The sequence below is a fragment of the Haemophilus parainfluenzae genome, from assembly GCF_900450995.1.
GTDB classification, from domain to species: domain Bacteria; phylum Pseudomonadota; class Gammaproteobacteria; order Enterobacterales; family Pasteurellaceae; genus Haemophilus_D; species Haemophilus_D parainfluenzae_O.
Window position 1 is genome coordinate 1,626,091 of record NZ_UGHY01000002.1, and the last position, 25,908, is coordinate 1,651,998.

26 protein-coding genes and 1 pseudogene are annotated in these 25,908 nt (G+C 40.2%); 20 read left to right on the forward strand and 7 right to left on the reverse strand.

The window, feature by feature from the left end:
* Positions 1–175: 175 nt before the first annotated feature.
* Genes rppH through tadA form a run of 5 tightly spaced genes read left to right on the forward strand, consistent with a single transcriptional unit; the run spans position 176 to position 3,771 of the window.
* Positions 176–769 (forward strand): RNA pyrophosphohydrolase, encoded by a 594-nt coding sequence (rppH, locus tag DX522_RS08315; RefSeq protein ID WP_115180460.1) that lies wholly within the window; start codon positions 176–178, stop codon positions 767–769.
* Positions 769–1,563 (forward strand): sulfite exporter TauE/SafE family protein, encoded by a 795-nt coding sequence (locus DX522_RS08320; protein WP_115180461.1) that lies wholly within the window; start codon positions 769–771, stop codon positions 1,561–1,563. Before rppH ends, DX522_RS08320 begins: the two co-directional genes overlap by 1 nt.
* Before the next feature lie 8 nt (positions 1,564–1,571).
* Positions 1,572–2,381, forward strand: coding sequence for a prolipoprotein diacylglyceryl transferase (gene lgt / locus DX522_RS08325; protein ID WP_115180462.1), 810 nt, complete (start codon positions 1,572–1,574; stop codon positions 2,379–2,381).
* 10 nt (positions 2,382–2,391) lie between these two features.
* On the forward strand, positions 2,392–3,243 hold the full coding sequence (locus DX522_RS08330) for a thymidylate synthase (RefSeq protein ID WP_115180463.1): 852 nt from the start codon (positions 2,392–2,394) through the stop codon (positions 3,241–3,243).
* A 9-nt stretch (positions 3,244–3,252) separates the two neighbouring features.
* Positions 3,253–3,771 carry a tRNA adenosine(34) deaminase TadA gene (tadA, locus tag DX522_RS08335; RefSeq protein WP_111304820.1) on the forward strand — a complete coding sequence of 173 codons (519 nt, stop codon included), beginning with the start codon at positions 3,253–3,255 and terminating at the stop codon, positions 3,769–3,771.
* Here tadA and ung read toward each other — a convergent pair.
* Entirely contained in the window at positions 3,768–4,442 is a 675-nt protein-coding gene (ung, locus tag DX522_RS08340) for a uracil-DNA glycosylase (protein WP_262054294.1), read from the reverse strand. The genes tadA and ung overlap by 4 nt on opposite strands.
* Positions 4,443–4,692: 250 nt before the next feature.
* Here ung and grcA point away from each other — a divergent pair, with 250 nt between their 5' ends.
* The 11 genes and pseudogenes from grcA (at position 4,693) to DX522_RS08400 (ending at position 13,220) form a co-directional block, all read left to right on the forward strand.
* Positions 4,693–5,076 (forward strand): autonomous glycyl radical cofactor GrcA, encoded by a 384-nt coding sequence (grcA, locus tag DX522_RS08345; RefSeq protein WP_005697846.1) that lies wholly within the window; start codon positions 4,693–4,695, stop codon positions 5,074–5,076.
* 167 nt (positions 5,077–5,243) lie between these two features.
* A pseudogene (gene lepA, locus DX522_RS08350) lies at positions 5,244–7,039 on the forward strand (translation elongation factor 4).
* A gap of 12 nt (positions 7,040–7,051) precedes the next feature.
* Positions 7,052–8,101: a signal peptidase I gene (gene lepB, locus DX522_RS08355; protein WP_115180465.1), complete on the forward strand. Its 1,050-nt coding sequence runs from the start codon at positions 7,052–7,054 to the stop codon at positions 8,099–8,101.
* Position 8,102: 1 nt separating this feature from the next.
* Positions 8,103–8,786 carry a ribonuclease III gene (gene rnc / locus DX522_RS08360; RefSeq protein ID WP_115180466.1) on the forward strand — a complete coding sequence of 228 codons (684 nt, stop codon included), beginning with the start codon at positions 8,103–8,105 and terminating at the stop codon, positions 8,784–8,786.
* On the forward strand, positions 8,783–9,697 hold the full coding sequence (gene era, locus DX522_RS08365) for a GTPase Era (protein WP_115180467.1): 915 nt from the start codon (positions 8,783–8,785) through the stop codon (positions 9,695–9,697). The genes rnc and era overlap by 4 nt, the downstream gene beginning before the upstream one ends.
* Positions 9,698–9,775: 78 nt before the next feature.
* On the forward strand, positions 9,776–10,381 hold the full coding sequence (locus DX522_RS08370) for a CDP-alcohol phosphatidyltransferase family protein (RefSeq protein ID WP_115180468.1): 606 nt from the start codon (positions 9,776–9,778) through the stop codon (positions 10,379–10,381).
* Positions 10,382–10,392: 11 nt separating this feature from the next.
* A complete protein-coding gene (locus DX522_RS08375) occupies positions 10,393–11,025 on the forward strand; it encodes a lysophospholipid acyltransferase family protein (RefSeq protein ID WP_115180469.1) in 633 nt (210 codons plus the stop codon).
* A gap of 9 nt (positions 11,026–11,034) precedes the next feature.
* Positions 11,035–11,967 carry a phosphatidate cytidylyltransferase gene (locus tag DX522_RS08380; RefSeq protein ID WP_262054295.1) on the forward strand — a complete coding sequence of 311 codons (933 nt, stop codon included), beginning with the start codon at positions 11,035–11,037 and terminating at the stop codon, positions 11,965–11,967.
* Between the two features lie 93 nt (positions 11,968–12,060).
* Positions 12,061–12,186 (forward strand): helix-turn-helix domain-containing protein, encoded by a 126-nt coding sequence (locus tag DX522_RS08385; protein WP_115180471.1) that lies wholly within the window; start codon positions 12,061–12,063, stop codon positions 12,184–12,186.
* Positions 12,187–12,414, forward strand: a complete 228-nt coding sequence (locus DX522_RS11730; protein WP_262054202.1) for a hypothetical protein — start codon at positions 12,187–12,189, stop codon at positions 12,412–12,414.
* Positions 12,402–13,220 carry an IS3 family transposase gene (locus DX522_RS08400; RefSeq protein ID WP_262054296.1) on the forward strand — a complete coding sequence of 273 codons (819 nt, stop codon included), beginning with the start codon at positions 12,402–12,404 and terminating at the stop codon, positions 13,218–13,220. Before DX522_RS11730 ends, DX522_RS08400 begins: the two co-directional genes overlap by 13 nt.
* Before the next feature lie 44 nt (positions 13,221–13,264).
* Here DX522_RS08400 and DX522_RS08405 read toward each other — a convergent pair whose 3' ends face one another.
* Positions 13,265–14,479: a pyridoxal phosphate-dependent aminotransferase gene (locus DX522_RS08405; protein WP_115180473.1), complete on the reverse strand. Its 1,215-nt coding sequence runs from the start codon at positions 14,477–14,479 to the stop codon at positions 13,265–13,267.
* A 155-nt stretch (positions 14,480–14,634) separates the two neighbouring features.
* On the opposite strand from DX522_RS08405, the gene DX522_RS08410 reads away from it, so the two are divergent.
* From DX522_RS08410 to DX522_RS08425, 4 genes are read left to right on the forward strand one after another with little or no spacing between them, the layout of a single operon-like run.
* Positions 14,635–15,915 (forward strand): isochorismate synthase MenF, encoded by a 1,281-nt coding sequence (locus tag DX522_RS08410; protein WP_115180474.1) that lies wholly within the window; start codon positions 14,635–14,637, stop codon positions 15,913–15,915.
* 5 nt (positions 15,916–15,920) lie between these two features.
* Positions 15,921–17,627, forward strand: coding sequence for a 2-succinyl-5-enolpyruvyl-6-hydroxy-3-cyclohexene-1-carboxylic-acid synthase (gene menD, locus DX522_RS08415; RefSeq protein WP_115180475.1), 1,707 nt, complete (start codon positions 15,921–15,923; stop codon positions 17,625–17,627).
* Positions 17,628–17,672: 45 nt separating this feature from the next.
* Positions 17,673–18,416 carry a 2-succinyl-6-hydroxy-2,4-cyclohexadiene-1-carboxylate synthase gene (gene menH / locus DX522_RS08420; RefSeq protein ID WP_115180476.1) on the forward strand — a complete coding sequence of 248 codons (744 nt, stop codon included), beginning with the start codon at positions 17,673–17,675 and terminating at the stop codon, positions 18,414–18,416.
* Positions 18,417–18,469: 53 nt separating this feature from the next.
* Positions 18,470–19,786 (forward strand): MFS transporter, encoded by a 1,317-nt coding sequence (locus DX522_RS08425; RefSeq protein WP_115180477.1) that lies wholly within the window; start codon positions 18,470–18,472, stop codon positions 19,784–19,786.
* A 140-nt stretch (positions 19,787–19,926) separates the two neighbouring features.
* Here the strand turns inward: DX522_RS08425 and DX522_RS08430 are convergent, their stop codons facing one another.
* The 5 genes from DX522_RS08430 to nrfE form a co-directional block, all read right to left on the reverse strand.
* Complete coding sequence (locus DX522_RS08430) at positions 19,927–21,021, reverse strand: 5-methyltetrahydropteroyltriglutamate--homocysteine S-methyltransferase (protein WP_115180478.1); 1,095 nt, start codon at positions 21,019–21,021, stop codon at positions 19,927–19,929.
* Positions 21,022–21,131: 110 nt separating this feature from the next.
* Positions 21,132–22,334, reverse strand: coding sequence for an NAD(P)/FAD-dependent oxidoreductase (locus tag DX522_RS08435; protein ID WP_115180479.1), 1,203 nt, complete (start codon positions 22,332–22,334; stop codon positions 21,132–21,134).
* Between the two features lie 3 nt (positions 22,335–22,337).
* Positions 22,338–23,393: a heme lyase NrfEFG subunit NrfF gene (nrfF, locus tag DX522_RS08440; RefSeq protein ID WP_115180480.1), complete on the reverse strand. Its 1,056-nt coding sequence runs from the start codon at positions 23,391–23,393 to the stop codon at positions 22,338–22,340.
* A 1-nt stretch (position 23,394) separates the two neighbouring features.
* Positions 23,395–23,925: a DsbE family thiol:disulfide interchange protein gene (locus tag DX522_RS08445; RefSeq protein ID WP_115180909.1), complete on the reverse strand. Its 531-nt coding sequence runs from the start codon at positions 23,923–23,925 to the stop codon at positions 23,395–23,397.
* Positions 23,925–25,823 (reverse strand): heme lyase NrfEFG subunit NrfE, encoded by a 1,899-nt coding sequence (gene nrfE / locus DX522_RS08450; protein ID WP_115180481.1) that lies wholly within the window; start codon positions 25,821–25,823, stop codon positions 23,925–23,927. Before nrfE ends, DX522_RS08445 begins: the two co-directional genes overlap by 1 nt.
* Positions 25,824–25,908: the final 85 nt, after the last annotated feature.

Below are 25,908 nucleotides of genomic sequence, written 5' to 3' on the forward strand. Positions count from 1 at the left end.
AAAGTGAAGTGAGAAAAGCATTTTTTGATCTTTATACACAGTTAAATTTAGACTATCCAAGTGTTACCCACAAAGTTATCCACAACAGGGTAAATATGCCCATTCGGTTGATAAAAAAGCGAATTTATGAAACAATCTGCAAATTATTTTTGTATAAAATTTAAGGTGAACGATAGTGATCGATTTTGATGGCTACCGTCCAAATGTAGGCATTGTCATTTGTAATCACAAAGGGCAGGTGCTTTGGGCTAAACGATACGGGCAGAATTCGTGGCAATTCCCGCAAGGTGGGATTAACGATAATGAAAGTGCCGAACAAGCCATGTATCGTGAATTATATGAAGAGGTTGGCTTGCAACCTAAAGATGTGAAGGTGCTTTATGCCTCTAAACATTGGTTGCGTTATAAGCTGCCGAAAAGATTGCTGCGTTATGACAGCAAACCCATGTGTATTGGGCAAAAACAACGTTGGTTTTTGTTGCAATTAGTGGGTGATGAAAAAAATATTAACATGAACACAACAAAATCACCAGAATTTGATGGTTGGCGTTGGGTGAGTTTTTGGTATCCCGTACGTCAGGTTGTATCCTTTAAGAAAGATGTTTACCGCAAAGCGATGAAAGAGTTTGCTCAAGTAATGTTTGGCAACGAAAAGACATTACTTGAAAATACGCAAGAGCATGAGGCAAATAAACCTTATCATGCGCCGCGTAAAAGTGGTTTTTCTAAATATCAAAAACGTTCATCTTATAAGTCAAGGGGACAATAATGCTCACTTTTATTCTACTTTGTTTGCTTGTCGGGTCTGTTGTTGGTTTTCTCGCTGGATTATTTGGCATTGGTGGAGGATTAATTATTGTCCCAACCTTGGTTTATCTATTGCCGATGATAGGTGTGCCTGAGCCATTGTTGATGTCCGCGGCATTAGGAACTTCATTTGCGACCATTGTGATTACCGGATTTTCTTCTGCGCAGCGTCATCATAAACTAGGCAATATAGAGTGGAATGCCGTTAAAGTATTGGCACCGATGGTCATGATTTCGGTCTTTATCTCTGGTTTGTTTATTGGCAAGCTTGATCGTGAGGTATCCGCTAAAATCTTTGCCTGTTTAGTCGTGTATTTAGCGACCAAAATGGTGATTTCTATTAAGAAAAACACAGGGAAAACCAAACCTTTAACAATGCAAGCTTCTGTTATTGGTGGTATTTTAATTGGGATGGCATCAAGCGCAGCAGGCGTAGGTGGTGGTGGTTTTATCGTGCCATTTTTAAATTCCCGCGGGATTGATATGAAAAAAGCCATCGGTTCTTCTGCATTCTGTGGTGCACTTCTTGGTTTATCAGGCATGTTTAGCTTTATGGTGAGTGGTTGGGGCAACCCTTCCATGCCGGATTATTCCCTAGGTTATATTTATTTACCCGCAGTGCTCGGCATTACGGCCTCCTCATTTTTCACTTCTAAATTAGGGGCAACAGCGACCTCAAAACTCCCTGTATCAACCTTGAAAAAAGGCTTCGCCTTGCTATTAATTGCAATCGCAGTTGATATGTTTATGAAATAAGGAATGTTATGAATTCAGAATTTTTGATGCTGCCACATTTTGATCCGACTATTTTCACTTTAGGTGATAGCAATATAGGGTTGCGTTGGTATGGTTTAATGTATTTATTAGGCTTTATCTTTGCTCGTTGGTTAGCTGTTCGTCGTGCCAATCAGTCAAACAGTGGCTGGACCGTCGATCAAGTGGATACGTTACTTTTTAATGGCTTTATGGGCGTGTTCTTAGGTGGCCGTATTGGTGATGTTTTCTTCTATAATTTTGATCATTTTGTGCAAGACCCGCTGTATTTATTCCGTGTTTGGGAAGGCGGAATGTCATTCCATGGTGGGTTAATTGGTGTGATTATCTCAATGATTTGGACTTCTTATTCTCAAAAAAGAAGTTTCTGGCAGACGGCAGATTTCGTGGCGCCCTTGATTCCATTTGGTTTAGGAATGGGACGAATTGGTAACTTTATCAATTTAGAACTTTGGGGACGAGAAACCGATGTGCCTTGGGCCATGATTTTCCCAAATGATCCATTATTGTTGCCTCGCCATCCTTCACAGCTTTATGAAGCATTTTTAGAAGGTTTCGTGCTGTTTATTATTCTGAATGTCTTTATTAAAAAGCCTCGCCCTGCAGGTTCGGTAGCAGGATTATTCTTGGTTGGTTACGGGATTTTTCGTTTTATCGTTGAATATGTCCGTGAGCCTGAAGTGGAATCTTTCTTAGGCATCATGACACGTGGCCAAGCTCTTTGCTTACCGATGATTATCGGTGGTGTATTAATTATGACATGGGCATACAATCGCACGAAAAGTGCGGTTCATCAGTAAGGAGTTTTTTATGAAACAATATTTAGATCTTTGTCGACGCATTGTAAATGAAGGTGAGTGGATTGCTAACGAGCGCACAGGAAAGCGTTGCCTTACAGTGATTAATGCAGATTTAGAATATGATGTTGCCAATAATCAATTTCCCTTAATTACAACGAGAAACAGCTATTGGAAAGCAGCGATTGCGGAATTTTTAGGCTATATCCGTGGTTATGATAATGCCGCAGATTTCCGTAAGCTTGGTACCAAAACATGGGATGCAAATGCCAATGAAAATGCCGCTTGGCTTGCTAATCCACATCGTAAAGGCACCGATGATATGGGGCGCGTTTATGGCGTACAAGGCAGAGCATGGCGTAAACAGAATGGCGAAACCATCGATCAACTTCGTAAAATTGTGAACAATTTAAGCCGAGGGATTGATGATCGCGGTGAAATCCTGACTTTCTTCAATCCAGGTGAATTTGATCTAGGCTGTTTGCGTCCTTGCATGCACACACATACTTTCTCTTTAGTAGGCGATACATTGCACTTAACGAGCTACCAACGCTCTTGCGATGTGCCTCTTGGCTTAAACTTCAATCAAATCCAGGTCTTTACTTTCCTTGCTTTGATGGCGCAAATTACCGGCAATAAACCGGGTAAGGCATATCATAAAATTGTAAATGCGCATATTTATGAAGACCAACTTGAGTTAATGCGTGATGTGCAATTAAAACGTGAACCATTCCCTTCACCACAATTAGAAATTAATCCTGATATTAAAACCCTTGAAGATCTTGAAACTTGGGTAACGATGGATGATTTCAAGGTGGTGGGTTATCAATCTCACGAACCAATCAAATATCCTTTCTCTGTTTAGGCATTCAAAGTGCGGTCAGATTTAGACGAGAAATTTATGCAACACGCCCTGATGCTTGCCGATCGTGCAGAAGCACTCGGCGAGATTCCAGTCGGGGCTGTGTTGGTAGATGATGAAGGAAATATTCTCGGTGAAGGTTGGAATTTATCTATCATTGAAAATGATCCGACCGCTCATGCTGAAATTGTCGCATTGCGTAATGCTGCACAAAATATTCAAAATTATCGTCTGCTCAATACCACGCTTTATGTCACTTTAGAGCCTTGTACCATGTGTGCTGGCGCGATTTTGCATAGCCGGATTAAACGATTAGTCTTTGGTGCGTCAGATTATAAAACGGGAGCTGTAGGTTCTCGTTTTCACTTCTTTGATGATTATAAAATGAATCATACGTTAGAAATTACCTCTGGCGTGCTGGCAGAAAAGTGCGGCCAGAAATTGAGTGATTTTTTTAAAAAAAGACGAGAGCAGAAAAAGGAAGAAAAGCGGGAAAAAAATCTCCCGCTTGATGTTGAGCCACAATCTTAAACTTGCCAATCAATTTCAGCTAAACCATGTTGCTTTAAGTATTCGTTGGTCTTAGAAAAATGATGACATCCTAGAAAACCACGATGTGCAGAAAGTGGAGAAGGGTGCGGGGCTGTTAAAACATAATGACGATTGCGATCAATAAATTGCCCTTTTTTCTGCGCATGACTTCCCCAAAGTAAAAATACTACTTTTTCACGATATTCATTGAGTGCTGCAATTACTTGGTCTGTGAAGATTTCCCAACCGAATTTAGCGTGTGAATGTGCCATGCCACGTTCTACAGTTAGCACGGTGTTAAGCAACAGTACACCTTGCTCCGCCCATTTCACCAAATAGCCATGATTTGGCATTTGAAAACCAGGAATATCGTTAGCCAATTCTTTATACATATTCAGTAGAGAAGGGGGAATGGCAACCTCAGGTTTCACCGAAAAAGCTAAACCGTGCGCTTGATTTGGGCCATGATAGGGATCCTGTCCTAAAATGACAACTTTCACCTCATCAAATGCCGTATATTTAAAGGCATTAAACACTTCGTCTTGTGGTGGATAAATGGTTTTTCCTGCTAGTCGCTCTTGATGTACTTGACGTAGAATGTGTTTAAAGTAAGGTTTTTCTTTCTCTTGACCGATAACATCTGTCCAAGTTTTCATTCTGTATTTCCTTATTGTATAAGCTTGGGCATATTATAAATGAAATTGCTTAGAAAGGCTTTACCTAAGAGTGATGTTAATATCTTGTTAAATTAGAAGGTGTATTGAGGCCTTGTTTAGAGAAAAACCTTAATCTAGATCAATTTTGCAAAAATACTCGAAAAAAAGAATCTGTTTTAGGTCAAAATTAATTGAATTCTTCAAATAGTTTGATAAACTTTGCACAGTTTAATAAATATACAAACGCCAAATTAGGAGGCTCTTTATGATCAAAGGTATTCAAATTACTCAAGCAGCAAATGACAATCTTTTAAACTCATTCTGGTTATTAGACAGCGAAAAAAATGAAGCTCGTTGTTTATGTGCAAAAGCTGAATTCGCAGAAGACCAAGTAGTAGCAGTGAGCGAATTAGGCCAAATCGAATACCGTGAATTACCGGTAAACGTAGCACCAACTGTTAAGGTTGAAGGTGGTCAACACTTAAACGTAAACGTATTACGTCGTGAAACGTTAGAAGATGCAGTAAACAACCCGGATAAATACCCTCAATTAACTATCCGTGTTTCTGGTTACGCAGTACGTTTCAACTCTTTAACACCAGAACAACAACGCGACGTTATTACTCGTACTTTCACTGAAAGCCTATAATTTCAGCTTGAATGAAAAAAGAAACCCGAAGTAATTCGGGGTTTTGTTTTATGTAAAAGGTTTGAAAATTTGACCGCACTTTTCCCTTTCATCCCTAGCGATTTCCGTGCTTTTCAGGTACAATCCGCCAGTTAAATTTAATGATTTTTGAGAAAACTAATCTATTTATGAAGAATATTCGCAACTTTTCTATTATTGCCCATATTGACCACGGTAAATCGACCCTTTCTGACCGATTAATTCAGACCTGTGGGGGCTTTCGGATCGTGAAATGGAAGCGCAAGTGTTGGACTCCATGGAGCTTGAGCGTGAGCGCGGTATTACCATTAAAGCGCAGAGTGTAACCTTAAATTATCAAGCCAAAGACGGTGAAACATACCAATTAAACTTTATCGATACACCAGGACACGTGGACTTCTCTTATGAAGTATCACGCTCTCTTGCAGCTTGTGAAGGGGCATTGTTAGTTGTGGATGCAGGACAGGGCGTAGAAGCCCAAACCTTGGCAAACTGCTATACCGCCATTGAAATGGATTTAGAAGTCGTGCCGATTTTGAATAAAATCGATTTACCGGCAGCGGATCCTGAACGTGTTGCAGAAGAAATTGAAGACATCGTCGGTATTGATGCGATGGAAGCTGTACGTTGTTCGGCTAAAACCGGTGTGGGTATCGAAGATGTATTAGAAGAAATCGTTGCGAAAATTCCCGCGCCAGAAGGTGATCCTGATGCACCGTTACAAGCATTGATTATTGACTCTTGGTTCGATAACTATTTAGGCGTGGTGTCATTGGTTCGTATTAAAAATGGTGTCTTGCGTAAAGGCGATAAAATCAAAGTAATGTCTACCGGACAGGCTTACAACGTTGATCGTTTAGGGATTTTTACGCCAAAACAAGTGGATACGACAGTATTAAATACCGGCGAAGTGGGTTGGGTAGTTTGTGCGATTAAAGATATTTTAGGTGCGCCAGTTGGGGATACTTTAACGCTTCAACATAATCCAGCAACTGAGGTTTTACCAGGCTTTAAAAAAGTAAAACCGCAAGTTTATGCAGGCCTTTTCCCGGTTAGCTCTGACGATTATGAAGCTTTCCGTGATGCGTTAGGTAAATTAAGCTTAAACGATGCGTCGCTTTTCTATGAGCCAGAAAACTCGACGGCTTTAGGTTTTGGTTTCCGCTGTGGATTCTTAGGGCTTTTACACATGGAGATCATTCAAGAGCGTTTAGAGCGTGAATACGATCTTGATTTGATTACCACTGCACCAACTGTAATTTATGAAGTCGAAATGACCAATGGTGAAGTAGTTTATGTGGACAGTCCATCAAAACTGCCACCGTTAAATAATATTGCGGAAATTCGTGAACCGATTGCAGAGTGTAATATGCTTGTGCCACAAGAATTCTTAGGCAATGTCATTACCCTTTGCGTAGAAAAACGTGGTGTACAAACCAATATGGTGTATCACGGCAACCAAATTGCGTTAACTTATGAAATTCCAATGGGCGAAGTAGTATTAGATTTCTTCGACCGCTTGAAATCAACATCGCGCGGTTATGCGTCTTTAGATTATGGTTTCAAACGTTTCCAAGCGGCAGACATGGTGCGCGTGGATATCATGATTAATGGTGATCGTGTTGATGCGTTAGCGTTGATTGTTCATAAAGATAATGCCCCTTATCGTGGTCGTGAATTGGTTGAAAAAATGCGTGAGCTTATTCCACGTCAGCAATTTGATATCGCGATCCAAGCCGCGATTGGTAACCACATTATTGCGCGTTCAACCGTAAAACAATTGCGTAAAAACGTATTAGCAAAATGTTATGGTGGTGACGTGAGCCGTAAGAAAAAACTCTTACAGAAACAGAAAGAAGGTAAAAAACGAATGAAATCTTTAGGTAATGTGGAAGTGCCGCAAGAAGCATTTTTAGCGATCTTACATGTAGGTAAAGATAAATAGGAAAGTAGAGCAATGTCGAATGTATTTTTTATTCTGTTGTTAGCCGTGGGCTTTGCCGGTTGGAAAGCGTTAGATTATTTCCAACTGCCTAACACATTCAGTATTTTATTGCTGATTTTAACCGCACTTTCCGGCATTTTATGGTGTTATCACCGCTTTGCCGTGATGCCGAGACGCCGTCGTCAAATCGCTCGTGCAGAACAACGATCAGGCAAAGCATTAACGGATGAAGAAAAAGCGAAAATTGAGCCTATTTCAGAAGGTTCAGAATTTATTTCTTCGCTTTTCCCTGTGTTATCCGTGGTATTCCTTGTGCGTTCATTTATTTTTGAACCATTCCAAATCCCATCAGGATCAATGGAAGCGACCTTGCGCGTAGGGGATTTTCTCGTCGTTAATAAATATACTTATGGCATTAAAGACCCAATTTTCCAAAATACGATTATTGAAGGTAACAAACCTGAACGTGGTGATGTAATTGTGTTTAAAGCGCCGGAACAAGCGTTACTTCGTACAAGTTTAGGAGCAACTCGAGCGGCTTATGCTGAAAATCTTGCGTTAACATCTAAAAATAATATGTCAGGTGTGGATTACATCAAACGTATTGTGGGTAAAGGCGGCGACCGTATTATCCTTGATGTTGAAAAAAGTGCTTTAACACTGATTTATGGTAAAGATGGCAAACCATGCGAAGTAGATTGCCAAACTAAAGCGTTTGAATATAAACAAGAACCCACAAATCCAGCATTCCCAACGCAAGTGGAATATTTGGAAATCGGTGACGTGACACACACGATTTTAGTGGAGCCAATGCGCCGTTATTCGGGGATTGAATTCTATCCACAAGAAGGCTTACCTACTGCAGAATGGATTGTGCCTGAAGGGCAATATTTTGTGATGGGGGATAACCGTGATCATAGTGATGACAGCCGTTTTTGGGGATTTGTACCAGAAAAAAATATCGTGGGTAAAGCCACTTATATTTGGATGAGTTTAGAAAAAGAACCAAATGAGTGGCCTACAGGCTTCCGTTTAGACCGTTTCTTTACAAAAATTAATTAATATGAATCATTTAGATCGACTAGAACGAAAAATTGGTTATCAATTTTCCGATCTAAAACACTTAAAATTGGCACTGACACACCGCAGTGCCGCCACTCAACATAATGAACGCCTAGAGTTTCTAGGTGATTCTATCCTCAATTATGTCATCGCAGATGTGCTTTATCATCAATTCCCTCGTTGTAATGAAGGTGAACTAAGCAGAATGCGAGCAACATTAGTGCGTGAGCCTACACTGGCAATGATTGCCCGAAATTTTGAACTTGGGGATTATATGTTCTTAGGTTCTGGAGAGTTGAAAAGTGGAGGATTTCGTCGAGAATCTATTTTAGCTGATTGTGTTGAAGCGGTAATTGGCGCAATGGCATTAGATTCAAGCTTTGATAAAGCGGCAGATATTGTGCGTAGTTGGTATAAAACTTTATTGACTGAAATTAAGCCTGGTGATAATCAAAAAGATGCCAAAACGCGTTTACAAGAGTATTTACAAGGTAAGCATTTCGCCTTACCAACCTATGAAGTAATAAAAATTGAAGGCGAAGCCCATTGTCAAACCTTCACCGTGGAATGTACGGTAAAAAACGTACCAAATATTGACCGCACTTTTATTGCGAAAGGTTCTAGCCGCCGTAAAGCAGAACAAGCGGCCGCAGAACAAATCTTAAAAACATTGGAAATTAAATGACTGAATTAAATCAAGAGCAAGAAACCTATTGTGGCTTTATCGCTATCGTAGGGCGCCCAAATGTAGGGAAATCCACCCTGTTAAATAAAATTTTGGGGCAAAAAATCTCGATTACGTCTCGCAAGGCGCAAACCACGCGTCACCGTATTGTGGGAATTAAAACGGAAGGCATCTACCAAGAAATTTACGTAGATACGCCGGGACTTCATATCGAAGAAAAACGAGCCATTAACCGTTTAATGAATCGTGCAGCAAGCTCAGCGATCGGGGATGTGGATCTCATTATTTTTGTCGTGGATGGCACACATTGGAATGCCGATGATGAAATGGTGTTAAATAAATTACGTAATGCCAAAGCGCCTGTCGTACTTGCCATCAACAAAGTTGATAATATTAAGAATAAAGATGATTTATTGCCATTTATTACAGATTTAGGCAGTAAGTTTAACTTTGCTCACATTGTGCCAATATCCGCGCAACGTGGTAATAATGTCCATCAATTAGAGAAAATTGTTCGTCAATCATTACGTAAAGGCGTTCATCACTTCCCTGAAGATTATGTAACAGACCGTTCACAGCGTTTTATGGCATCAGAAATAATCCGTGAAAAATTAATGCGTTTTACGGGTGAAGAATTGCCTTATTCTGTTACTGTTGAAATCGAACAGTTCAAAGTGAATGAACGTGGCACCTATGAAATAAATGGATTAATTCTCGTTGAACGTGAAGGCCAGAAAAAAATGGTAATTGGTGCGGGCGGTCAAAAAATTAAAACCATTGGTATGGAAGCGCGTGCTGACATGGAACGCTTATTTGATAATAAAGTACACCTTGAACTTTGGGTCAAAGTGAAGTCCGGTTGGGCGGATGATGAACGTGCCTTGAGAAGTTTAGGTTATATGGATGAATAAAAAACTTGAGTAATACTCTATACCGTCCTATTATTGGAAACATATTTATGTTTTTTAATAAAAACAAGGAGATGGTAGATGAGTATCTATGCTTTAAAACCCAAATTTCAGAATTTACTTCGGCCTTTAGTTAGGCAATTAGAGGCAATTAGCGTAACAGCAAATCAAGTTACCCTAATTGCCTGCTTACTTTCTATTTTATTAGGTGTGGTTCTCGCACTATTCCCGACATTTTCTTCTCTTTTCTTCCTTATTCCTATTTGGTTGTTTTTGCGTATGGCGTTGAATGCCATTGATGGCATGCTCGCACGTGAATTTAATCAAAAAAGTCGATTAGGTGGTTATCTTAATGAAATTACTGATGTCGTCTCTGATGCCGCACTTTACCTTCCTTTTGCTTTTGTCGCGCCTTTTGATGGAGTTCAAATCTCAAGTATTATTTGGCTTGCCGCGTTGAGTGAGTTATGTGGTATTTTGGGGCAAGTTCAAGGCAAAACGCGTCGTTATGATGGCCCAATGGGTAAAAGTGATCGTGCATTCGTGTTTGGTGTACTCGGTTTGCTCTATGCGGTGAATGGTAGCTTGCATTCGCTTTTCTGTTGGATAGCCAATATCGTGATTATTTTGCTCATCGTGACTTGTATTAAGCGAGTAAAAAATGGTTTAGCCGAAGTGACGGAGTAATAGGAGCAAATATGATCGCGAGATTAATCGATTTTTTATTGTGTCGTTTTGCTTCTTTTATTACAGGCGTTCGACCACAAACCGCAATTACGGAACAATCTTCAGAAGGGCATCGTGTCTATTTTGCTAATCATAACAGTCATGGTGATTTCATCTTACTTTGGATTTCATTACCTTATGAAGTGAGAAAGCAAACACGTCCTGTTGCAGGCAAAGATTATTGGACGAAAGGTGCAATTCGCCGCTTTCTAGCCTATAAAGTGTTTAATATGTTACTGATTGAGCGTAATAGCCAAGATCCACAAACGGCAATACGACAAATGACGGAAGCATTGGAGAATGATTCGCTTATTCTTTTCCCTGAAGGCACCCGTAAAACGGATGATGATTTGCCTCTTCAACCCTTTAAAAGTGGCTTGTATTATCTAGCTAAAGAAAATCTTGATTGTGAATTTGTCCCTGTTTGGATTAGCAATATGAATAACGTTTTACCAAAAGGCTTTATTTTACCGATCCCGTTGTTATGTGATCTTTATGTCGGTGAACCACTAAAGATTGGGATAGATGAGACTAAAGGTGAATTTTTAACACGTGCTCAATCGGCATTATTAAGTTTAAACATCAGTGAAAAAGGCAAATCTTAGGAGTAAATGATGACGGAAATATGGCAACTCTTCGGTGGTTTATTTATCGCCTTAATTTTTGCTTCCACCGTTGGATATGTTTTAAAACGTAGAGCAGGTGTGGATACCCCTAATAGTGTCATTGATAATCTGAATGCACGCATCAATGCTTGGTGGGTGATGATTGGGATTATCTTTATTGCGAGCTTATTGGGCTTTTATGGCGTGATTGTGCTCTTTTTGATTATTTCATTTATGGGATTGCGTGAGTTTCTTTCTCTATTGAATATTCGTCGAGGCGATCATCTTGCACTCGCAGCCTGTTTTTATGTGATTTTGCCATTGCAATATTTTTTAGTCGCCATTGATTGGTTTAGTATGTTTACTATCTTCATTCCAGTATATGGATTCTTATTTTTACCGATTCTTTCAGCATTACTTGGTGACCCAGCGAATTTCTTAGATCGTTCTACGAAAATTCAGTGGGCATTGATGATTAGTGTATTCTGTATTTCACATATTCCGGCTTTACTGACACTTGATATCTCAGGTTATGAAGGAAAAAATCTTCTATTAATGATTTTCTTAATCTTGGTGGTACAGTCTAGTGATGTGTTGCAATACGTTTGGGGTAAACTCTTCGGCAAACATAAAATTGCGCCAACCTTATCTCCATCTAAAACAGTAGAAGGCTTTTTCGGTGGGGTATTAAGCGCAAGTTTATTAGGGATGATGCTTCATTGGATGACACCATTTAGTGCATGGCAAGCGTTTTTAATGAGTTTGTTAATTTGCTTAATGGGATTCTTAGGTGGACTCGTGATGTCGGCAATGAAACGTAGTATGGGCGTGAAAGACTGGGGTAATATGATCAGTGGCCATGGCGGTATTTTAGATCGTATGGATTCGCTTTGTTTCTCCGCACCAATTTTCTTCCATGTTGTGCGTTATTTCTGGGCTTAGTCATAAATAATAAAATAAAAAAAGAGCGGTTAATTTGATCTGCACCCCAAAAGTTGGACTCAACAAACCAACAATTGAGGTGCAGATTTTTTTATGGGTAAACACTACACAATCGAATTTAAATTACAGGCTCTCCAACCTATTCTGAATCGAAAAATGAGTATCAGAGAAGCCGCGCGTTTTTACAATATTCCTTCCAACGCCCTAGTCAGGACATAGTTGAAACGGTTTGAAAAAAGTGGCATAAAAGGACTGATTCCCCGTAAACCATCAGGACGACCGCCAATGAAACCCAAATATGCCAGAATGCCACCGCCACCCAAAACTGAAGAAGACCGTTTACGCCTGAGAATTTTACAGCTTGAAGCGGAGGTAGCCTACCTAAAGGAGTTGAGAAGGCTCAGACTTCAGGACGAAGCCGAGCAACGGAAATTATCCAAAGGTTAAGAACACGCTATCCGTTAAAATGGCTTTTAGGCTTTGCACAGTTAGCGCGTAGTACGTTTTTTGCGAAACTTCAGATTAAACCGGATAAGGATGAGCCGCTTAAAAAGGCCATTAAACGCATCAAAGCCAATCATCCTGATTATGGCTACCGACGTGTTCATGCCTGTTTACCAGACGTAAATCATAAAAAAGTCCAACGCTTAATGCAGACACTTGGGCTTCAAGTGCGGTCAAGAAAAAGCAAGAAATTTACGACCTATCGAGGCACGATAGGGGGGATTGCACCGAATCATCTTGAACGCGATTTTAGTGCAACGGCCCCGAAACAAAAATGGGTAACTGATATCACCGAGTTTAAGGCAAAAGATGGAAGTAAAGTCTATTTATCCCCAATTTTAGACTTATTTAACAATGAGATAGTCTCCTATAATCTCAGCTATTCCCCAAACTGGGCGCAAGTAGAGGACATGTTAATGGAAGCCGTCAAAGGATTAAATAAAGCTTGTGGTGTCATTTTACATTCAGACCAGGGATGGCAATATCAAATGGTAGCTTATCGTCGAATCTTGGCTGAACATGGCATCATTCAAAGTATGTCGAGAAAAGGGAATTGCTTGGACAATGCCGCGATGGAAAGTTTCTTTGGACGATTAAAAACAGAATGTTTTTATGGTCGGGAATTTAACAGTAGAGAGGAGATAGTTGATGCCGTCAGAGATTATTTGGATTACTATAATCATCGACGGATTCAACTAAAATTAAAAGGACTGAGTCCGATACAATACCGAAAACAATCCTTTAAATGACAGTCTAACTTTTTGGGGTCAGATCAATTAACCGCTCTTTTTTATTATTGCTGATAAGTTTCTAAGAATCGAGCCAGTTTGCCAATCGCTTCTTCTAATTGGCCTGTATAAGGGAGTGTCACGACACGGAAGTGATCCGGTGAGTGCCAGTTAAAGCCTTTACCATGTACCAAAAGCACTTTCTCTTTACGTAATAAATCGAGCACAAATTTTTCATCACTATGAATGTTGAATTTTTGGATATCGAGTTTCGGGAACATATACATTGCTCCCATTGGTTTTACGCAGCTAATACCAGGGATTTGAGTGAGCAACTCGTAGGCTTTATTACGTTGCTCAAGTAAACGACCGCCAGGTTGAATAAATTCATTAATGCTTTGATAGCCACCTAATGCCGTTTGAATGGCGTGCTGCATTGGTACGTTTGCACATAAACGCATAGATGCCAGCATATCTAGGCCTTCAATATAGCCTTTGGCATGTTGTTTCGGCCCATTTAAAATCATCCAACCTTGGCGGAAACCCGCAACACGATAAGCTTTTGATAAACCATTGAATGTAATCGTTAATACATCTGGTGCAAGGGCGGCGATATGATGGTGGATAGCACCATCGTAGAGAATTTTGTCATAAATTTCATCCGCAAAAATAATCAGATTATTTTCACGTGCAACTTGGATAATTTCTTCGAGTAATGCTTTACTGTATACCGCACCAGTCGGGTTATTTGGGTTGATCACCACGATAGCTTTGGTTTTGGCATTGACTTTCGCGCGAATATCATCAATAGCAGGGAACCAGCCTGCTTCTTCATCACATAAATAATGTACCGCTTTTCCGCCAGAAAGCGTCACCGCAGCTGTCCATAACGGATAATCTGGCATTGGGACTAATACCTCATCACCATCATTAAGAAGGGCTTGCATTGACATGGTAATCAATTCAGATACACCATTCCCGATGTATACATCGTTTACCGTTGCATCATAGATGCCTTTTGATTGGTAGTATTGCACGATAGCTTTACGTGCAGAATACAAGCCTTTAGAGTCGCAATAACCTTGTGCAGAAGGTAAATTACGGATGACATCTACTAAAATTTCATCTGGCGCTTCAAAGCCAAATGGGGCAGGGTTACCGATATTCAGTTTTAAGATTTTGTTGCCTTCTTCTTCTAGGCGTAAAGCTTCTTTGTGAACCGGTCCGCGAATATCGTAGCAAACGTGTTCTAATTTGTCTGATTTTGGAAATGAGCGCATTAATAACATCCTATGATAATTAGATTTTCATTCAAAAAATTATGTCTAATTTACGCTTAAATTCTTATCTTGAAAAGATTTAATAAAAAAATTTTTTGAATGTATTAAAGTGCGGTAGAATATAAGCTAATTTTTTGTGTATTTTATTATTTTTCATGGGCCCTTTAGAACAAGCTAAATCTGCGCTAATTCGCCAATTTGACGCTTTGGCAACAACGGAGCAGCAAGCATCTATTGTACATCTTCAAACGAAGGTGGAATCGGATGTTGATCTTTTGGCATGGATGAAAGGGCAGTCAGTCTATCCGCAATTTTATTTGCGTTTTCGTGATGAAGCTAAAACCGTCGCTGCCGTGGGTAAAGTGCGGTCATTTTCAGATGTGAATTTGGCACAGCAATTTATTCAAGAGCACGGTTTCCCTTTAGTGGGCGGTTTACAGTTCCAAGGTGAAAGTCAGTTTATTTTGCCTCAAGTTTTAATTGAACAGCAAAATGGTGAGACAGTAGTTTCTGTTTTTGTTGAAACAAATAAGCTTGATTCAGCAAAAGTGGTTCTAAATTCATTTGAAAAAACGACCGCACTTTTACCCCTCAATCAATTAACCATCGAAAACGTAGAGCCAAAAGCGAATCAAGGCACTTGGTGTGATTGGGTCAACCAAGCACTTACCCAAATTCGACAAGGGGAATTAACCAAGCTCGTCTTAGCAAATGAAACAGTGTTTCGTATTCAAGGTGAGTTAAACGGAAAAGATTTTCTTGCGGCAAGCCAAGCAAAAAATAGCGGTTGTTACCATTTTCTATGGGCAGATAACGCCCAAAACTGTTTTGTGGGCTCAACACCAGAACGCCTGTTTGCACGAGATAATCGCCAGTTATTTACGGAGGCCCTTGCGGGCACAGCGCCTGTTAGTGATAATCCGAGTGAAAATGATGAACGTGCGAATTGGCTGTTAAATGATGAAAAAAACCTCAATGAAAACTGGTTGGTAGTTGAGGATATTTCACAAAATATCAGTCACTTAGTGGAACAAATTACTGTTGATGATGTCGCATTAAAGTCATTACGCAAAGTGCAGCATTTGATTCGAAAAATGCAAGCAGAATTGACCGCACTTTGTACGGATGCCGATTTACTGAAGGCGATTCATCCAACGGCGGCTGTATCAGGCTTACCACAGCAGCAAGCAAAGAAAGCCTTGGCTGAAATCGAAACTTTTGATCGTCGTTGGTATGCCGGTACATTAGGCATGATGAGTCAACATCTTTCAGAATTTTGCGTCACCATTCGTTCGGCTTTTATTGAAGAAAACCGAGTGCGTGTATTTGCTGGAGCCGGTATTGTGGAAGGCTCACAACCTGTAGAAGAATGGTTAGAAATTGAACGTAAAGCGGCAGGGCTCATTTCCTTGTTTGCAGAGAATAACGGAGAATAAGAAGAATGTCTGTAAGCGTATTTAATCGTTGTTGGTCAAAAGTGATCTTAGAAACCTTGGTTCGCCAAGGAGTGAGTCACTTTTGTATTGCGCCTGGTTCTCGCTCAACACCTTTAACGCTAGAAGCTGTGCGTTTACAAAATGCCTCTCGAGCAACTTGCCATAGTCATTTTGATGAGCGTGGCTTAGGCTTTTTTGCCTTGGGGATTGCAAAATCCACACAAGCACCTGTTGCTGTGATTGTAACCTCAGGCACTGCTGCAGCAAATTTATATCCAGCGATTATTGAAGCTCGCCAAACAGGCGTGAATTTAATTATTCTTACTGCCGATCGACCACCTGAATTGTGGGAATGTGGTGCGAATCAAGCGATCGTGCAACAAAATATGTTTGCTGATTACCCAGTGGCAAGTGTCAATTTACCGAAACCTCAAGCCGATTATGGGGCAAAATGGTTAATTTCTACGTTAGAACAAGCATGTTATAAACAAAAGCAACAACCAGGCGTGGTGCATATCAACGTACCTTTTGCAGAGCCACTTTATAATGCGCAAGAACAAGAAATTGACGGTCATCCGTGGTTAATGCCAATTCAACGTTGGTTAAGTCAGCCTAAAAATTGGGTTGATCATCAGCCATTACAACAAGAAGTGTTGATGCACGAGAATTGGGATACTTGGCGTACGAAACGTGGTGTCATTGTGGCTGGTCAATTAACGCCTGAACAAGCAATGGGGATTAACTCGTGGGCAAATACCATGGGCTGGATTTTGCTGACGGATATTCAATCTGGTGTCGAGCCACTTACCCCTTATGCAGATATTTGGCTAGCAAATCAAACTGTGAAGCAAAAATTACTTCAAGCAGATATCGTAATCCAATTTGGTTCTCGTTTTATCAGTAAACGTATTAATCAATTCTTAGCGGAATTCCAAGGCGAATTTTGGGTGGTGGAGCAAAGTCAAAATGCAGTCGATCCAAATCACCATACGCAAACTCGCTTTAACGCCAAAGCACATCATTGGTTGCGTGCACATCCGCCATTGCGTCAAAAACCTTGGTTACTCGAGCCACTTGCGCTTTCAAAATTCTGTGCAACCTTTATCGAACAACAAGTCGGTGGTAATCTTAATGAAGCCTCACTAGCACATCATATTGAGCGTGTTTTACCTTACAACGGTATTCTGTTCTTAGGAAATAGCCTTTTTGTAAGATTGGTTGATGCGTTAACGAAACTACCAGAAGGGTATCCAATTTTCACCAACCGTGGTGCAAGCGGGATTGATGGCTTATTAGCCACGGCTGCAGGTATTGGTATCGGCGCCGATCAGCCAGTGGTAGCCATGATTGGTGATACGTCAACACTTTATGATTTGAACTCTTTAGCCTTATTTAAGAATGTCACTCAACCGACTATTATTTTTGTGATTAATAATAATGGCGGTGCAATCTTTGATATGTTGCCGGTGGATGAAGAGGTGAAAGAGCAATTCTATCGTTTGCCACATAATGGCGATTTCTCTCAAGTCGCCGCAATGTTTGGTTTAAAATATGCTTTACCTTACACCTGGGCAGATTTAAGCTCAGTGTTAAAACAAGCTTATACTCGCCGCCGTGCTACGCTCATTGAGATAAAAACAAACCCTAGCGATGGCAGTGCAACTTATAAGCGCTTGATTGAACAAATCAGCCACGCCGTGGTTGGTGAATAATTCATTTCCCCTCTTAAATCAGAGGGGATTTCTTTATATGGCATTATGATGAATCTTATCTTCCTCCACGGCTTACTTGGTACAAAATCGGACTGGCAAAAAGTCATCGAAAATCTACCGCACTTTCATTGTCTCTCTCTCGATTTACCGTTTCATGGAGAGAATAAAACTGTAGCGGTTGAAGATTTTGAGCAAACGGCCCAATTTCTTGAAAGCCAAATACAAAGTCTCATAAAAGATGAACCTTATATCCTGATCGGTTATTCACTTGGTGGGCGAGTCGCACAATATTATGCAATACATGCTCAAGTGCAAAGAGGCAATTTACAAGCAGTGATTTTAGAAGGGGCGAATTTAGGTTTGCAGTCTGAGCAAGAAAAACAAAGTCGTTTAGTTAATGACAAAATGTGGGCTAAGCGTTTTTTCCATGAACCCCCTGAAGCCGTACTCGAAGATTGGTATCAACAACCCGTCTTTTCTCATTTGAATGAACAACAACGCAAAGCATTAATTGAAAAGAGAAAAGTCAATTGTGGGGCAAATATAGGCAATATGTTATTAGCCACTAGCCTTGCCAAACAGCCTGATTTTCGAGAGAAAGTGCGGTCAAGTTTGCTGCCATTTTTTTATTTTTGTGGTGAACGAGATCAGAAGTTTCGCCAAATGGCAGAGGCTCATCAACTTGATTTAACGATTATTCCTAATGCTGGTCATAATGCACATTTAGAAAACCCAACATATTTTGCTGAAAAAATCGAAAATATCGTATTAAAAATTGCTCAACCTTAAGGGAAATGCTAGGATTTAGCCCTTTCATTTTATTTGACTCTTAAGGAAGCAAAATGTCCTCACAACTTCGTAATGATCCATTTAAGGTTGCTTTGGCATCCATGGTGGGTACTGCAATTGAATTCTTTGATTATTATATCTATGCCGCTGCGGCAGTATTAGTTTTTAACACGCAATTCTTCCAGAGCGGTGATCCGCTTTCAGATGATTTACTTTCTCTTTCCACATTAGCCTTAGCGTTCTTTGCTCGTCCAATTGGCTCTGCTTTATTTGGGCATTTCGGTGATAAGATCGGTCGTAAGAAAACCTTGGTCGCCTCTTTGGTTTTAATGGGGGGCTCTACGGTTATTATCGGCTTGTTGCCGACTTATTCTCAAATTGGTATTTGGGCACCGATTTTGTTATGTATCTGCCGCGTCGGTCAAGGTATTGGCCTTGGTGGTGAATGGGGTGGCGCCGCTTTAGTGGCAACAGAAAATGCACCAGAAGGAAAACGTGCTTGGTATGGTACATTCCCTCAATTAGGTGCGCCAATTGGTTTATTTGTGGCTAATGCGACCTTCTTCTTAGTGAGCTATTTCTGGGGCCAGCAAGCCCTTGTTGAGTGGGCGTGGCGTATTCCATTTATCTCTTCTTTAGCCTTAGTTTTAGTTGGGTTATATGTTCGTTTAACCTTACATGAAAGCCATGTGTTCATTGAAGCAGAAGAAAAAGGGAAAAAATTAAAAGCACCGGTGAGTGTGGTATTCACTAAACACTTTAAACCAATGGTGATTGGTACCTTTATTATGGTGGCAACCTATTCCTTGTTCTATATTATGACCGCCTTTGCACAAGCGTATTCTCGCACACCGTCAACCCTTTCAGAAGCGGGTTATCCAATGGGGTTAGGCATTCCTGCCAATACCTTCACGGGATTACTTTTAATAAGCGCGATTGTTTTTGCGATTTTTATCAGTATTTCAGGCCTTTATGCAGATAAAATTGGTCGCCGTAAATGGTTGATTTGGACAACGGTCAGCATTTTAATTTTCGCGTTATGTATGCCATTATTCCTTGGAAATGGCACACCAACCTCCGTATTTGCTTTCTTGGTAATTGGTATGGCATTAATGGGCATGACATTTGGCCCAATGGCAGCGTTATTGCCTGAATTATTCCCAACAGAAGTGCGTTATTCTGGGGCTTCTTTAGCTTACAACATTGCATCGATTATCGGGGCTACCATTGCAGCAATGATTTCATTAAAAATCAATGCTCTCTATGGCTTAATGGGCGTGGGGATTTATTTAGCCATTAATGCATTTTTAACCTTGTTAGCATTATTAGCCTCAAAAGAAACGAAAAACGTCGATTTAACGCAAATCTAGCGACAAATCGATAATGATAAAGCTGATGTGGATAACATCAGCTTTTTTATTTATTGAAAGTAAGCAATAAAAAAGAGCGTATTGCTACGCTCTCAGCCTATAAAAGTACGGTTTAAAAACAGTATGTTTTATGAAAAGAATTAATCTTCACCCCATACTTCTTTAGCAATTTCTTCAACATAACGGACTTTTGTCCATTGTTGCGCTTCCGTCATGATATTCCCTTCTTCTGTTGACGCAAAACCACATTGTGGGCTTAAGCAAAGCTGCTCAAGTGGAACATATTGAGCCGCTTCTTTAATGCGTGCTTTAATAGCTGCTTTATCTTCTAATTCAGGGAATTTTGAACTGATTAAACCTAATACAACACGGCCTTTGTGTGGATTATTGGCAAAATGTTTTAATGGTTCAAATCCACCAGAACGTTCGTCATCATATTCTAGGAAGTAGCCATCGTATTGGGTTTGGCCGAATAACGCATCCGCAATAGGATCGTATGCACCGGTTAATAAATAAGTTGAACGGAAATTGCCACGACAAACATGCGTTGTGATAACCATATCTGCTGGTTTAGCAGCTAATACTACTCGAATATTTTCAAGCGCCTGTGCTTTATCTGCTTCAAATTCTGGTTTTAAGTGATTGTTACAGAGTGAACCCCAATATACATCATCAAATTGTAAATAACGACAGCCCGCATCATAGAAGGCTTTAATCGCATCTTTATACGCTTGTTGAACATCTTTGGCAAATTCTGCACGTGTCGCATAAACGCCTGTATCCCATTGGATTGGATACATTAATTGATTCGGACTAGGGATGGTATATTTTACGACGCCACGATCCCCAACAATATCTTTTAATTTTTTGAAATGTTCGATAAATGGATGGTTTGGATTCCAAGAGACTTTACCGCAGCAGCGAGTATTGTAAGGTTTGGTTTCCACGCCATTAAATTTATAACCGTGTTCAGGGTGATAACCTTCGATGCCATTTAGGTTTTCTAAGAAATCAATATGCCAAAATGCACGACGATATTCCCCATCTGTGATCACTTGAATACCGGCATTTAACTGTGCTTGTACTAATTTAGCAATTTCTTGATCTTCAACTTCCGTTAATTGTTCACGAGAAAGTCCGCCTGCTGCAAATTTTGCACGGGCTTCTTTTAAAGGTTGAGAACGTAAATATGAGCTCACAGTATCAGCGTGGAAGGGAAGTGTTTTTGATGTCATGTTTATATCCTTCTTTTTTATTTTCGTGTGATGATTTTAACGTAAGGATATTTCATGATCAAAGTAATGATTTTTTCATTCATGATGAAAATAATTAATGCAGATAAAGATTAACTTTCAGCAATCCCCATTGCACAAACAGCAGCCGAACTCCATGCCCATTGGAAATTGTAGCCGCCTAACCAACCGACAACATCGAGCACTTCACCGATAAAATAGAGACCTTTAATCTTTGTCGCCTCCATAGTTTTAGATGAGATCTCATGAGTATCGACCCCCCCCATTGTGACTTCAGCCGTGCGGTAGCCCTCAGTGCCATTAGGAATGAATTGCCAATTGTGGATTAAATTCTCTAAACTTTCTAACCGCACTTTACTTAAGTTCGCAATCACTTCATCTTGAATCAAGTCTTGTTCTAACCAAAGCTCGACTAATTTTTTCGGTAATAAGCGACTTAATACGGTTTTTAACTGCAATTTTGGCGAAGATTGACGCATCTCATCTAGGTGATGTCGAATATTGTTATAAGGCAATAAATCTAAATGAATGCTTTCACCAGGTTGCCAATAATTGGATATTTGTAAAATAGCAGGGCCTGATAAGCCACGATGGGTAAACAGCATTTGATGAGTAAAGGTTTTGTGCTGATTCGTTGCAGCCACATCTAATGAAACGCCAGAGAGTGCCGAGTAGAATTTTTCACTTTCTCGCCACGTGAATGGCACAAGACTTGCTCGCGGAGGAATCACATTTAACCCAAATTGTTCTGCAATTTGATAGCCAAAAGGCGAAGCGCCTAAGCCAGGCATAGAGAGCCCGCCCGTGGCAATAATCAAATTTTGGCATTGCCATTCAACTGTATTTACCTTTAATTTGAACCGTGCATTAGGGATATTTTCAATGGCCTCAATATCACTGACTTCGCTTCGTAGTTGAATGCTGACACCGTATTTGTCACATTCGGCTCCGAGCATCTTCACAATATCTTCTGCGCCATTATCACAAAATAACTGACCTAATTCTTTTTCGTGGTAAGGGATGCCGTACTCAGCGACTAAAGCAATGAAGTCCCATTGTGTATAACGTTTTAAGGCAGATTTGACGAAATGTTTATTTTGGCTGATATAACGGCCAGATGTGATTTCCATATTGGTGAAATTACAGAATCCACCGCCAGACATTAAAATTTTTCGACCAATTTTCTTACCGTTATCAAAAATGGTGGCTTGTTTGCCCAGCTTGCCTAACTGTGCGGCACAAAATAAGCCGGCAGCACCGGCTCCAATAATGATATTTTCTGAATAATGAGACATAGCTTATTGTGAGGTTTGTCCTTTTTCAAAATAGTCTATCATTTTGATTCGTTGGATGACAGTACGGCGATCCACGGCAGCATTACCAGAATCTAATAATTGCTGCCAATAAGCTTTGGCTTTTTCAGCTTCATGATTTTTAAAGGCTTCGGTCGCCAATAATGTCATTACTGATATTTCATGTTTATCTTGTTTTAACGCCTCATCCATTATTTGCTGGATTTGTGGTGTGATGTTTTGACCGGCTTGATAATAAAGTGCGGTCGCTTTTAGGCCTAAAATAGCGGGAGTTGTGCCTGAAATTTTTTCTGCATTGCTATAGGCGATGAGCGCATGATCAAATTCATCATTTTGCATGTAGGCATCACCTAGCTGAGCCCAAAGCTCAGGGTTATTTACATCTTCTCGAATTTTATTTTGAATTTTGAGCACCATATCTTCTTTTTGATGCACCATTGATGTATCTGTTTTTTTATTGGCAAGCTCAAGCATCTCTTTTTCGCCTTGTTGAACACGTTCAAAACGATCAAGGGAGAAGTAATAACTTAAGGGAAGAATTAATAAAATAGCAAAGACCCAAATGGCGGATTTGGTTTCAAATTTGACCGCACTTTTTTCTTCTTTAGGGGCAGTATGAAGTTGATTTTCGAGTTGTTTTGGCTCGCCTTCTGATTTTTTAGTAGAAAATAAAATTAACGCAAAAGCCCCAATTAATAACAAAATAGGCAATAGCCAGAGTAGTGCTGTATTCCATTGGAAAGGTGGCTTATAGTTTACGAAATTACCGAAACGAGCTGTCATCGTGTCGATAATTTGCTGATTCGTTTTTCCTTCATCCACCATTTTATAGACTTCAATACGTAAGTCATAAGCAATTGGTGAATTGGACTCAACTAAGTTTTGATTCTGACATTGTGGGCAACGTAAGGATTTCGCCAGTTCAACAGCACGAGTGCGATCGGTTTGGTTTTTAAACGCATAGGTATCCACCATTTCTGCGTGAGCAAAAAGGGCGAAAGTCAGTAAAAGTGCGGTCAGAAATCGGGTTAATTTTTTCATTTTACTTTTTAGTTAATTCATCAAGTTTTGGTTTGATCTCAGTGAGCCATGTCTCTCTATCCATATAGCCAGAATGACGATAACGGATCATGCCGTGCTCATCGACAACATAGGTTTCTGGTGCGCCATCTACGCCTAATTGCATCGCAAATTCACCACGGCTATCGTCAATAGTGAGTATAAATGGATTGCCCATGCGTTCGAGCATTGCAATACCGTTTTGTGGTTTGTCACGATAGTCGATGCCCACAATTGGCACTTCTTTTGAAATTTCCATCAAAAGAGGGTGTTCCTGTTGGCAATAGCCACACCAACTTCCCCACACGTTAAGTAGGAACGGTTTTTGGGGAAAATCTCTTGGGCTGACAATTTGACTCGGTTCAAGTAGATTTGCTTGATAGAATTCTGGCACAGGCTTATCAATGAGTGCTGAGGCAATTTGTTTTGGATCTTTGTGTAAGCCAACAAAAAGCAGTAAGCAAATACTCAATAACAAAATCAGCGGTAAAAACAAAATAAACTTTTTATTCATCACGTTTTTCTCTTCAAATTGATGGCTGAACATAATGCGCCAAGTGCCATTAAAATGCCCCCGAGCCATAACCAGCGAATAAGCGGTTTGTAATGCAATCGGAATGTGAACTCGCCTTTGCCTAAGTTATCACCCATAACAATGTATAAATCGCCCCAAAAGCCAGCATCTAACCCTACTTCACTCATGGTCATAGTTCGAACATCATAATAACGGCGTTCCGGTACAATTTCAGCGTACGGTTTGCCTTGTTTTGACACGCTAACGAAAGCGACTTCGGCGGTAAAGTTTGGCCCAATTTCATTGGAAAAACGATCGTAGTGGAATTCAAATTGACCTAATTGTTGGCTTTGTTGTGGTGCAAGTCTAACACCTAACTCACTGCCAAAGTAACTACTCATTACGGTACCCATTGTGGCAATCGCCACGCCGCAGTGTGCAAGAATCATTCCAAAATAGGCAAGTCTTACTTTTGTCCAATTTTGCCATAAGGTGACGAATAATACCCAAATAGCGAGGGTGAGTAATACATAAGCAAAGAAATGGAAACGTAACGCACTGTCATTTTGTAACGCGTTCCAAATCATGCCATAAGCAATTACTGCAGCGGGAATAAGTAATAACAGACGTTTGAAAAAGCGTTTTTTGTCTGATTTAAACCAGTTTAAGCAAAGTGTACCCGCCATGGCAAAAATTACTAACGTGAGCAAGGGCAAGAAAATACTATTAAAGTAAGGTGCCCCCACAGAAATACTTCCCCAATTCATGGCTTGGAATAGCATTGGATAGAAAGTGCCTAAGAAGGTACTGACGGTTGCGACGGTCAATACGATATTTAAACCTAAAATAGCCCCAGTTTTAGAAATGAGTGGAAATTTGACCGCACTTTCATTGGTATTTGTGCGTAGGGCAAATAAACTGAGTGAGCCGACAGTCAATAAGAAGAAAATAAGTAATAGTACATAACCACGGGAGCTATCTAAAGCAAAAGCATGAACAGAGGTTAATGCACCTGAACGGACAATAAATGTGCCTAATACACTAAATGCAAAAGTGAGTAGGGAAAAGAGTGTTGTCCAGTAGCTAAACATGCCTTGTCTTTCAGTCACCATTAAGCTGTGTAAAAGTGCAAGTCCTAATAACCATGGCATAAGTGAGGCGTTTTCTACAGGGTCCCAGAACCACCAGCCACCCCAGCCTAATTCGTAATATGCCCACCAGGCACCGAGAACGATCCCTAACGTTAAGAATAACCAAGAAACGAGAACCCAAGCTCGCATCGCACGCGCAATTACTTGTGCAGAACGATTAAAGATTAAGGCTGAAATTGATATGGCAAAGTTAACAGCAAAGCCCACATAACCCACATATAAAAGCGGCGGATGGAAAATTAAGCCAATATCTTGCAGCATTGGATTGAGATCTCGCCCTTCTGCAGGGGCAGGAAAAGCACGTCCAAATGGATTGGAGTAGAATAAAATGAAAATAGCAAACCCAAGACAAATTAAGCCGAGTAAAGAAAGGGTTTGTGCAGAAAAAGTGCGGTCATTTTTGCGAGAGAAAAAGGCAAAAGCCACTAACCAAAGACTTAATGTGAAAAGCCAAAATAAAATAGAGCCTTCATGTCCGCCCCAGGTGGCGGCGACTTTAAAAAATGTCGGGAGTTGAGAATTGGAGTGCGCTGCCACGTATTCCAAAGTGAAGTCATCTGTTGCAAAAGAGTAGGCAAGAATACCGATTGAAACGCTCGTAAAAATACCGAAACAATAACTTAATCCCCAAGCTGTGTTGGTGAGAGAGGGTTTATTTCGCAAAATACCTATTTGCGGCACGATGGAAAGTAAGATCGCCGCGGTGGTAGCAAAGAGTAATGAGAGAAATCCGAGTTCGGGAAGCATAGTATTCTTCAGTATTATATTAAAGGTTGTATTTTACAAAATAAGGTTAATTTTAAGCATGAAAAACATACGTAAAATTAACCGC

Bases quoted from the DNA above. Each gene is read 5' to 3' on its own strand.
- DX522_RS08320 (WP_115180461.1), top strand. From the start codon at position 769: ATGCTCACTTTTATTCTACTTTGTTTGCTTGTCGGGTCTGTTGTTGGT.
- lgt (WP_115180462.1), top strand. From the start codon at position 1,572: ATGAATTCAGAATTTTTGATGCTGCCACATTTTGATCCGACTATTTTC.
- DX522_RS08330 (WP_115180463.1), top strand. From the start codon at position 2,392: ATGAAACAATATTTAGATCTTTGTCGACGCATTGTAAATGAAGGTGAG.
- grcA (WP_005697846.1), top strand. From the start codon at position 4,693: ATGATCAAAGGTATTCAAATTACTCAAGCAGCAAATGACAATCTTTTA.
- lepB (WP_115180465.1), top strand. From the start codon at position 7,052: ATGTCGAATGTATTTTTTATTCTGTTGTTAGCCGTGGGCTTTGCCGGT.
- rnc (WP_115180466.1), top strand. From the start codon at position 8,103: ATGAATCATTTAGATCGACTAGAACGAAAAATTGGTTATCAATTTTCC.
- era (WP_115180467.1), top strand. From the start codon at position 8,783: ATGACTGAATTAAATCAAGAGCAAGAAACCTATTGTGGCTTTATCGCT.
- DX522_RS08370 (WP_115180468.1), top strand. From the start codon at position 9,776: ATGAGTATCTATGCTTTAAAACCCAAATTTCAGAATTTACTTCGGCCT.
- DX522_RS08375 (WP_115180469.1), top strand. From the start codon at position 10,393: ATGATCGCGAGATTAATCGATTTTTTATTGTGTCGTTTTGCTTCTTTT.
- DX522_RS08380 (WP_262054295.1), top strand. From the start codon at position 11,035: ATGACGGAAATATGGCAACTCTTCGGTGGTTTATTTATCGCCTTAATT.
- DX522_RS08385 (WP_115180471.1), top strand. From the start codon at position 12,061: ATGGGTAAACACTACACAATCGAATTTAAATTACAGGCTCTCCAACCT.
- DX522_RS08405 (WP_115180473.1), bottom strand. From the start codon at position 14,479: ATGCGCTCATTTCCAAAATCAGACAAATTAGAACACGTTTGCTACGAT.
- DX522_RS08410 (WP_115180474.1), top strand. From the start codon at position 14,635: ATGGGCCCTTTAGAACAAGCTAAATCTGCGCTAATTCGCCAATTTGAC.
- menD (WP_115180475.1), top strand. From the start codon at position 15,921: ATGTCTGTAAGCGTATTTAATCGTTGTTGGTCAAAAGTGATCTTAGAA.
- menH (WP_115180476.1), top strand. From the start codon at position 17,673: ATGATGAATCTTATCTTCCTCCACGGCTTACTTGGTACAAAATCGGAC.
- DX522_RS08425 (WP_115180477.1), top strand. From the start codon at position 18,470: ATGTCCTCACAACTTCGTAATGATCCATTTAAGGTTGCTTTGGCATCC.
- DX522_RS08430 (WP_115180478.1), bottom strand. From the start codon at position 21,021: ATGACATCAAAAACACTTCCCTTCCACGCTGATACTGTGAGCTCATAT.
- DX522_RS08435 (WP_115180479.1), bottom strand. From the start codon at position 22,334: ATGTCTCATTATTCAGAAAATATCATTATTGGAGCCGGTGCTGCCGGC.
- nrfF (WP_115180480.1), bottom strand. From the start codon at position 23,393: ATGAAAAAATTAACCCGATTTCTGACCGCACTTTTACTGACTTTCGCC.
- DX522_RS08445 (WP_115180909.1), bottom strand. From the start codon at position 23,925: ATGAATAAAAAGTTTATTTTGTTTTTACCGCTGATTTTGTTATTGAGT.
- nrfE (WP_115180481.1), bottom strand. From the start codon at position 25,823: ATGCTTCCCGAACTCGGATTTCTCTCATTACTCTTTGCTACCACCGCG.